Genomic DNA, 9,146 nt, shown 5'->3' on the forward strand with positions numbered 1-9,146 from the left:
ATCACGGCGACGCGCTGAAGCACGCTTAGAAACGTGCCAGTCGGTAGGCGTCGACACTCGGCAGCGCGAGAGCGGCGCCTGAGACCATCTGCCCGATCAATTCCGCCGTCAGCGCCGCTTGAGTCAGGCCCAGATGCTGGTGACCGAAGGCAAGCAGGACCTTGCCGTCGCAAACCTGATCGATCACCGGCAGCGAATCCGGCAGCGACGGGCGAAAGCCCATCCACGGCGTCGCGGCATCAGCGTTCAGGTCCTTGCGAAACAGACCTTGGCTCAGGCGCTGCAATTGCCAGGCGCGTGCCATGTTTGCTGGCCGCTCCAGCCCGGCGAACTCGACTGTGCCGGCCAGGCGCAGGCCATCGCGCATGGGCGTCATGATGAATTTGCGTTCCAGTGAGGTGACGGGGAAGGGCAGGCGATCATGCTCGTGCGGCAGCATCAGGTGATAGCCGCGTTCGGTGTCCAACGGTACTTGCTTGCCGGTCAGCGCGGCGGTGAGTGTCGCCGAATGCGCACCGCAGGCCAGTAACACGCGGCTGGCCGTCACACCGCCGTTGCCCGTCACCATTAAAACGCCGTTTTCCTGCACGTAGCCGCCTTGAACCTGCTGCTTTAGAAAACTCACGCCGCTGCTGCGAGCCGCTTCGACCAGTGCGCAGACCACCCGATAGGGATCAAGGAAATGCCCTGTGCGCGGGAAAAACAGTCCGCCCTGAATCTGTTCGCTGAGCTGCGGCGCCGTTTCGCGGATCGCACCGGCCTGCCAGTAATCCACCGGCACCTGCTGCTGATTCAGGCGTGCCTGCAAGGCTTCGATGGCCTGACGGGATTCAGGTTTTTCGAAGACCAGTAACGAGCCGTCAACCTTGAGCAGATCCGTGCGCTGGATATCGCTGAGCAAGCGCTGCCACGCGTCGAGACTGCTTTCATTGAGCGCGCGCAAGCCGGCGACGGTTTTCTGAAATGGCTCAGGTCGCAGATTCAGCAATAACCGGGTGAACCACGGCAGGGCGCGCGGCAGGTATTTCCAGTCCAGGCGCAGCGGCCCCATCGGGTCCATGAGCATGGCCGGCAAACGCTTGAGGATCGACACGTCTGCAATCGGAAATACCTGCTCGGTGGCCAGATGCCCGGCATTACCGAACGAAGCGCCATGCCCCGGTTCCTGCTGATCGATGACCACCACGCGCAAACCCTGACGCGCCAGGCGCAGTGCGCAAGCCACGCCAATGATTCCAGCGCCGACCACGGCGATGTCGTGCGAAGGGTTATTCGCCATGGCGTGTCGCTTCCCGTTGACCATCAAGCAAGCGCCGAAGGTTGAGCGGATTGGTCTGTTGCAGCGCCGTCGGCAGCAAGCTGTCGGGGAAATCCTGATAGCACACCGGCCGCAGGAAACGCAGGATCGCCGCAGTGCCGACCGAGGTGCTGCGCGCATCCGAGGTTGCCGGGTAAGGCCCGCCATGGACCATTGCGTCGCAGACTTCCACGCCGGTCGGCCAGCCATTGACCAACAGGCGCCCGGCCTTGCGCTCGAGGGTTGGCAGCAACGCGCGCGCCGGTGCAAGGTCGGCGTCGTCCATGTGCAGGGTCGCGGTCAGTTGACCTTCGAGATGGGCGCAGACCTGACGGATTTCTTCGTCACTGCTGCATTGCACGATCAGCGATGTCGCGCCGAAGACCTCGGCTTGCAAGCTTTGATCGGCGAGAAAATCCGCTGCATCGGTGCTGAAGACATGCGCCTGACACTGATTCGGGCCGCTGCTGACTTGGCCAACCGCTACCGCACGCGCACGGGGATTGTCTTGCAGAGCGGTCACGCCTGTTTGATAGGCGCCGAAGATGCCGGGCGTGAGCATGGTTTGCGCCGCACTGCGCGGGATCAGTTCAGCCACCGCGCCAACAAACCCGTCGAGCGCCGGGCCTTTGCGGGCAATCAGCAATCCCGGGTTGGTGCAGAACTGCCCGGCGCCCAGTGTCAGCGACGCGACAAACCCTTCGGCCAGCGCCTGCGCGCGATTTTCCAGCGCGGCGGGTAACAGCAAAACCGGGTTGATCGAGCTCATTTCCGCATACACCGGAATCGGCTCGGGCCGCGCTTGCGCAGCTTTCATCAAGGCCAGACCGCCAGTGCGCGAGCCGGTGAAACCAGCGGCTTTGATGCGCCAGTCGCTGACCAATGCGATGCCGACTTCGTAGCCAGAATCGAACAACAAGGAAAACACGCCCTCGGGCAGAGCGCAGGCTTTGACCGCTTGCGCGACTGCGCGGCCGACCAGTTCGCTGGTGCCCGGATGGGCGCTGTGCGCCTTGACGATTACCGGGCAACCGGCCGCCAGTGCTGCGGCGGTGTCGCCACCGGCCACGGAAAATGCCAGCGGAAAGTTGCTCGCGCCGAACACCGCGACCGGCCCCAAGGCAATCTGCCGCTGGCGCAGGTCGGAGCGCGGCAGTGGCTGGCGTTGCGGTTGCGCACTGTCGACGCGCACGTCCAGCCATTCACCCGCGCGCACCGTGCGGGCGAACAGGCGCAATTGCGAGCAGGTGCGGCCACGTTCGCCCTGAAGGCGTGCAGGCGGCAGACCGGTTTCGGCGTGGGCGCGTTCGATCAGTTCATCGCCAAGGTTTTCGATGTGCTCGGCAATGCTTTCGAGAAATGCCGCACGGGCGCTCAGGCTGGTTTCGCGATACGCATCTTGCGCCGTCCAGGCCAGGGCGCAGGCCTGTTCCACCTGTTCGGCTGATGCCCCGGCGTACTGCGGTTCAAGTGCCTGGTTGGTCGCCGGATCGATCCCGCGAAAGGCCGGACGCGTACCCGCCACGGATTGTTGGCCGATCAGCATGTTGCCCGTCAGAGTCATGGTGTCTTCCTGTGAAATGAGCGAGGCCTGCCGCGAATCGTGAAGACTCGCGGCAGGTAGTAGTTAGGCGAAGTTCTGCTCGGCGGACCAGTTTTCGTACCAGTGACGGAACAGCGAATACTGCTTCTCGGCATAGCGCCGTTGCGAGTCGCTCAGCACGTCGGTTTCATTGAAGTGCAGGGTGTATTCCTTGTCGCCGTTGAGCACCATCAGATGCTTGTAATACAGCACCAGATCGCAACCTTCGTCGAACGATGACAGCACGGCCAGCGCCGACTCCAGCTCCCGCGCCTGGCGCCGGGCCTTGGCATCGCCTTGCGCGGCCTGCTTGCTCAGCGCCACCAGTTGCAGCACTTCGCGAGGAAGGGCGTTGCCGATGCCGGTAATGGCGCCGGTAGCGTTGCAGTTGACGAAGCCGTGCACCACTTGCGTGTCGACGCCGACCATCAGCGTCACGTCGTCATCCTTGGAGGTGATGTTCTCGGCCGCGTAGCGCAGGTCCGCGCCGCCGCCGAATTCCTTGAAACCGATCAGGTTCGGGTACTCGCGGCGCAGTTCGAAAAACAGATCGGCGCGGGTGGCGAAGCCGTAATAAGGGCTGTTGTAGATCACCGCCGGCAAGTTCGGTGCGGCTTGCAGGATCGCGGCGAAGTGGGCCTTTTGCGCCGTCGCCGAAGCGCCACGGGACAGCACGCGCGGGATGACCATCAAGCCTTGCGCGCCGACTTTCGCCGCATGCGCTGCGTGGGAAACCGCTTCACGGGTATTCACTGCACCAGTGCCGACGATGGTCGGCACCCCGGCAGCGACCAGGCGCGCCACGCCTTCCTGACGCTCGGCTTCGGTGAGCAGCGGCCAGTCGCCCATCGAGCCGCAGTAGACCACGGCGCTCATGCCGACATCGATCAGCTCGCGTCCCTTGGCCACCAGCGCATCGAAGTCCGGTTTGCGCTGGGCGGTGCACGGGGTCATCAGGGCCGGCATGCAACCGGTGAAGATGTTGTCGCTCATGGTTCAACTCCTTGGCATTTCGTTTGATTCGTAGTGAAAAATCGGCGTGGCGGCTCAGATGCCCCACGCGAACGGGTCGCTGTCGTCGATCAGCAAGGTGCTGTCGGCGGTCATGTAGGCGCGGCCGGTGATGAACGGGCGAATGCGTTCACCTCCCCATTCGAAGCGGCCTTCGAACTGGCTGCCGGTGATGCTCGCCTGGATCCACGGTGCGCCCGGTTGCAGCTTGTCGTCGGCGGCCAGGCAGGCAAGTTTGGCGCTGGTGCCGGTGCCGCATGGTGAGCGGTCATAGGCTTTGCCGGGGCACATGACGAAGTTGCGGCTGTCAGCCTGATCGTCATCGGCGAACAGTTCGATGTGGTCGATGACCGCGCCGTCTTCGCCACAAATGCCTTGGTCTTCCAGCGCCTTGAGCATCGCCCAGGTGTACGCAGTCAGGTGTTCGACGTTGTCCATCGTTAACCTCTGGCCATGCTCGGAGACCAGATAAAACCAGTTGCCGCCATAGGCGATATCGCCGACCACGCGGCCATAACCCGGCACCTCCACCGGCACCTGTTTGCGATAGCGGTAGGCGGGCACGTTGCCCAGGGTGACCGAGCCATCGTCGTGCAGCGTCGCGCTGACTTGCCCCACCGGCGTGTCGATCTTGTGTACGCCCGGCTGGATTTTCCCCAGATGCTGCAACGAATTGATCAGGCCGATGGTGCCGTGGCCGCACATGCCCAGGTATCCGGCGTTGTTGAAGAAGATCACCCCACACGTGGCATCAGGCGAGACCGGCGGGCAATACAGCGCCCCGACCAGCACATCGTTGCCGCGTGGCTCGAGCAGACAGGCGCGGCGCCACTGGTCGTGCTGGCTGCGCAGGGCGTCGCGTTTCTCGACCATGCTGTTGCCGGACAGCTCGGGGAAGCCGCTCATCACCAGCCGTGTCGGCTCGCCGCCGGTGTGGGAATCAATGACGTGTACTCGTTTCATGAAGAGATCCCGTTGGATGATTTCAGTAGGCGCCGGCAGGGCGGGCGCTGACGCTGGACGAGGGCGCAGGGCTGTCGCTTTCTTCGTCCTCGTCGTCCAGGCGCAGCAGATGGGCAGGCACGCCGGTCGCTGCGCCCCAGTAGTAAATACCGGTGGCGCAAGCGGCGACGACGATCGTGTCGAACGGATGGGTGAGGATGCCCAGGCCCCCGAAAGTGCCGAGTTTCGACAGCACGATGGTCACCGCATAGAAGGCGATCAGCCACGCCGATGAGCGCACCTGACGCGCCAGACTCAGATGGGCGGTGGGCACAAAGCGACCGCAGAACAGATAGATGACAAACATCAGGATTTGCAGGCCGAGCAGCCACGACACGGTGTTCCAGCCCGACCAGTAGACGATCAGCGCGGCGATGATGAACGATACCGGCCCGAGCAGGCCCATGCTCTTGACCCGGAACGGGCGCGGCATGTCCGGCGCATTGCGGCGCAGCGCCGCAACCGATACGGGCGCCACCGCATAGCTCAACACCAGCGCGGCGGAGACTACGTTGATCAGCGCTTCCCACGACGGGAATGGCAGGGTCCAGAACACCGACAGGGCGAAAGTCAGCCACAGCGCCGGACGCGGGATGCCGGACTTTTCATCGATGTGGGTGAATACCTTGAAGAAAGTGCCGGTCTGCGCCCAGCCGTAGATCACTCGCGGGGTGGCGTTCATGTAGATGTTGCCGCAGCCGCTCGGCGAGATCACCGCATCGGCGACCACCAGATACGCCAGCCAGCCGACACCGAGCGCCAGGGCGATGTCGCGATAGGGCAGGGCGAATTCCTTGCTGATACCGGCCCAGCCGTTGGCGAGCATTTCCGTCGGGATGCTGCCGAGAAAGGCCATTTGCAGCAGCACGTAGATCAGGGTCGACAGCAGCACCGAGAGAATCAGCGCGATGGGAATGGTGCGCTGTGGATTTTTCACTTCGCTGGCCACGGAAATGATCGGCGTCAGGCCCAGGTAGGCAAAGATGATCCCCCCGGCAGAGACGGCCATCTCCACGCCGGACAGGCCGAATGGAGCGAATCCCTGAACCTGAAAGTTGTCCGGTTTGAAGAAAGTGAACAGCACGCCGATGACCAGCAACGGCACGATGAATTTGAACACGCTGACCAGATTGTTGGCCTTGGCGAAGGTCTTCACGCTGCGGTAGTTGAGCAGGAAAAACACGCAGAGCAGGCCGAGCTGCACCAGCCAGCCGAGGATCGTCGGATCGCCGCTGCCAGCCTTGGTCAGGCCGGGAAACCACGCCGCCGCGTATTGGCGCGAGGCGACCACTTCGATCGCCACCAGACTGGAAAACGCAATCAATGTGATGAAGCCCATCAGGTAGCCGAGCAGCGGACCGTGGGAATAAACCGGGTAGCGCACCACGCCGCCGGCACGGGGCAATGCGGCGCCCAGTTCGCAGTAGACGATACCCAGCAGCAACACGGCGAAACCGCCCAGCAACCAGGAGAAAATCCCCGCCGGACCGGCAATCGCCGAGACGTGGCTGGCGGCGAACAACCAGCCGGAGCCGAAGATCGCGCCGAGTCCGATAAAGGTGAGGTCGATCAATGAAAGCTGTTTTTTGAACTTGCCTTGGCCTGACATGGCATCGCCTTCTTGTGAGTTATTGGATAGGCAGTTGTGTCACGGGGACGAGCAGACTTTGCACCGCTCGACAGTGGCGGCGATTGATGTTTTATGCCGGGATCGATGACGAATTCAGCACAATGGCGCTGGCGATTGCTGGGCCTCGACAGGGCCGTGACGTTGCTGCAATCTGCTGGCGAGTGACATTTGCGGTGGTTCTACTCGAGGGGAAGTGTTTGATGCAGTCAGCGTTTTCGATCCTGTGCCAGGGCACTGACGGCTTGCGGGCGCATACCCTCGAAGAGATGGTCGGCGGTGCCGCGCAGCTGTTGCCGATACTCGATGTGATCCCCAATGCGGCGATCTTCATCAAGGATCTGCAAGCGCGCTATGTGCTGGCCAACCGCACGCTGGTGCAGCGTTGTGGCTTGAAGGACCTGCGCCCGTTGCTCGGCAAAACCAGTGCGCAGGTTTTCCCGGCGCAGTTGGGCCCGGGTTACACCGAGCAGGATCGCAAGGTGCTGGAGGAAGGTTTCGTGTTGGAGGATCAGCTCGAACTGCACCTGTATGGCAGTCGCGAACCGGGCTGGTGCCTGACCCACAAGAGGCCGATCTACAACCGTGACGGGACGATCATCGGCCTGGTGGGGATCTCGGTGGATCTGCAGTCAGCCAGCGAAACCCACCCGGCGTTCGAGCGCCTGGCGGCGGTCGATGAATACATCCGCGGCAACTTCAACCGGCGGGTGACGCTGGGTGAACTGACGCGGATCGCCGGGATATCCGTGGCGCAACTGGAGCGCTATTGCAAACGCGTTTTCCACCTGACACCACGGCAGATGATTCAGAAAGTCCGCCTGGAACACGCGCATCGATTGCTGCACAGCGACTTGCCGATTACCGAGGTTGCGCTGCAATGCGGCTACACCGATCACAGCGCTTTCACCCGTCAGTTCAAGGCCTCGACCGGGTTTACACCACGCGAATACCGGCAAGCCACCGGGCATTAGACCAACACGGCCAGCCAGGCCGAGAGCAGCAGAAGAAGGGCCAGTGCCGCGTTCATTCGCTTGAACGCTCGCGGTGAGCTGAGCAACCGTGCGCTGCCAACGCCGAGCAGCGCCCAGAGCGTCATGCACGGCAGCGATACCAGCAGAAACGCCAGCGACAACACCAGCAGGCGCAGCGTCTTGTCGCCGCCGCCAACGAATACGCTGACCACGGCCACAGCCATCATCCACACCTTCGGATTGACCAGTTGCAGCAGCGCCGCGCCGAAGACGCTCAAGCCTTGTTCCTGCGCAGATTTCGGGTCCAGCGATGGCGGCGGGCTGCGAAAGATCTGCCACGCCAGCCAGCTCAACCAGAGCACGCCACCCCAGGCCATGGTTTGCTGCACGCGCGGGAAGCGCAACAGGGTTTCGCCAGCGCCGAGCCCGACCACCAGCACAATCAACGCCGCCGCCGCACAGGCGCCGAAAATGATTGGCAGCGTGGCGATCAACCCGCGCCGCGAACTGTGGCTCAGCACCAGAATATTGGTCGGCCCCGGCGTGATCGAGGCAACGAAAGCGAACAGCAGAAAGGGCAGTAAAGAAGCCATGGTGCAGATTCCTGAGAGTCGAAACAGGACACCATGATCGTCAGTAGGCAGGCCTCAGTCTGGAAGATTTGAGCAGCGTCTGCGGTAGTCCGCCGGGGTCAGTTGATAGGCGCGGCGGAACCAGCGACCGAGGTGACTCTGGTCGGCAAAACCAAGCACGCTGGCCACCTGCGCTGGCGTCTCGCCGCGCGCGAGCAATTGCCGCGCCTTGGCCAGGCGCAGTTGGATCAGGTAGGCGTGGGGTGCCAGACCGAAAGCGGCCTTGAACGCCCGGGTCAGGCGAAAACGATCGACACCACAGGCTTGCGCTAGGTCGTCGAGGCCGATGTCTTCATAGGTGTGGGCATGCAGATAGTCCCGCGCAACCTGCGCAACCAGTGGCAGGCGCGGATCGAAGTCCTGACGCTTGCGCCAGTCGAGATGGCGGGTGAGGGACGCCAGCAGGCCATCCAGCGCAGTCTGCCGGACGATGCGCAGATCGCCGTCATGTAACGCGTGGAAGGCTTGCACGATCGCCGTCGACAGGCGCGGATCGTGGCTCAGTGTGTCGGCAAAGCCTGGCTGACTGTCGGCGGGCGCCTCTTCGAACAGCGCGTGCAATTCGCGCTCCAGCCAGTGCGGATCCAGATACAGCATCGAGTAGGTGAAGCCATCCTCGGTCGGCGCATGGCCATCGTGGATTTCTCCCGGCTCAAGCAGAAACACATGCCCCGGCGTACTGCGATGACGCACCCGGCGACAATTGAACTGCTGCACGCCTTGCTCGGTCACTCCGACGAGAAAACTGTCATGCCAGTGCGGATCGTAGGCATGCCCACGGAAATGCGCACGAATCGACTCGATCCCGGTATCGACATCCTGGGAGAGAGAGATCCAGTTGCGTTTGTCCATGGGAGGACTCCATAGGGCGGTTGAGCAGGGGCGTTTCTAAAATACCGCGTGGAGGAGGAGAGTGTTTAGAAGATTTGTGCAGGTGCGCAGGCGGATCGCGTCAGGCGATGTGCCTTGGATGGGGTGGGACCAGAAAACGCAGACGAAAAAAACCGCCTTCGCGGGGCGG

General features: G+C 62.8%; 8 protein-coding genes. 1 reads left to right on the forward strand and 7 read right to left on the reverse strand.

From position 1 onward, the window contains the following. Window positions 1–25: 25 nt before the first annotated feature. The 5 genes from OQK_RS21670 to OQK_RS21690 all read right to left on the reverse strand — a co-directional run bounded on the left by OQK_RS21670 (window position 26) and on the right by OQK_RS21690 (window position 6,501). The gene (locus OQK_RS21670) at window positions 26–1,279 is read right to left on the reverse strand and encodes an NAD(P)/FAD-dependent oxidoreductase (RefSeq protein ID WP_016774239.1); all 1,254 of its coding nucleotides are present in this window, start codon (window positions 1,277–1,279) and stop codon (window positions 26–28) included. Further along, entirely contained in the window at window positions 1,269–2,861 is a 1,593-nt protein-coding gene (locus tag OQK_RS21675) for an aldehyde dehydrogenase (NADP(+)) (RefSeq protein ID WP_016774240.1), read from the reverse strand. The genes OQK_RS21670 and OQK_RS21675 overlap by 11 nt, the downstream gene beginning before the upstream one ends. Window positions 2,862–2,924: 63 nt before the next feature. Further along, on the reverse strand, window positions 2,925–3,872 hold the full coding sequence (locus tag OQK_RS21680) for a dihydrodipicolinate synthase family protein (protein ID WP_016774241.1): 948 nt from the start codon (window positions 3,870–3,872) through the stop codon (window positions 2,925–2,927). Between the two features lie 54 nt (window positions 3,873–3,926). Then, window positions 3,927–4,853, reverse strand: a complete 927-nt coding sequence (locus OQK_RS21685) for a 4-hydroxyproline epimerase (RefSeq protein WP_016774242.1) — start codon at window positions 4,851–4,853, stop codon at window positions 3,927–3,929. Between the two features lie 22 nt (window positions 4,854–4,875). Next, window positions 4,876–6,501, reverse strand: coding sequence for an APC family permease (locus OQK_RS21690; protein WP_016774243.1), 1,626 nt, complete (start codon window positions 6,499–6,501; stop codon window positions 4,876–4,878). Between the two features lie 221 nt (window positions 6,502–6,722). On the opposite strand from OQK_RS21690, the gene OQK_RS21695 reads away from it, so the two are divergent. Beyond that, window positions 6,723–7,493: an AraC family transcriptional regulator gene (locus OQK_RS21695; RefSeq protein WP_016774244.1), complete on the forward strand. Its 771-nt coding sequence runs from the start codon at window positions 6,723–6,725 to the stop codon at window positions 7,491–7,493. On the opposite strand, the gene OQK_RS21700 is transcribed toward OQK_RS21695, so the two are convergent. Together OQK_RS21700 and OQK_RS21705 are read right to left on the reverse strand one after the other, a co-directional pair. Continuing rightward, window positions 7,490–8,086: a LysE family translocator gene (locus tag OQK_RS21700; RefSeq protein ID WP_016774245.1), complete on the reverse strand. Its 597-nt coding sequence runs from the start codon at window positions 8,084–8,086 to the stop codon at window positions 7,490–7,492. The genes OQK_RS21695 and OQK_RS21700 overlap by 4 nt on opposite strands. A gap of 54 nt (window positions 8,087–8,140) precedes the next feature. Then, window positions 8,141–8,977: an AraC family transcriptional regulator gene (locus OQK_RS21705; protein ID WP_016774246.1), complete on the reverse strand. Its 837-nt coding sequence runs from the start codon at window positions 8,975–8,977 to the stop codon at window positions 8,141–8,143. Between the last annotated feature and the right edge of the window lie 169 nt (window positions 8,978–9,146).

Origin of the sequence: Pseudomonas sp. R62 (assembly GCF_000257605.1) — a bacterium.
Lineage (GTDB): Bacteria > Pseudomonadota > Gammaproteobacteria > Pseudomonadales > Pseudomonadaceae > Aquipseudomonas > Aquipseudomonas atacamensis.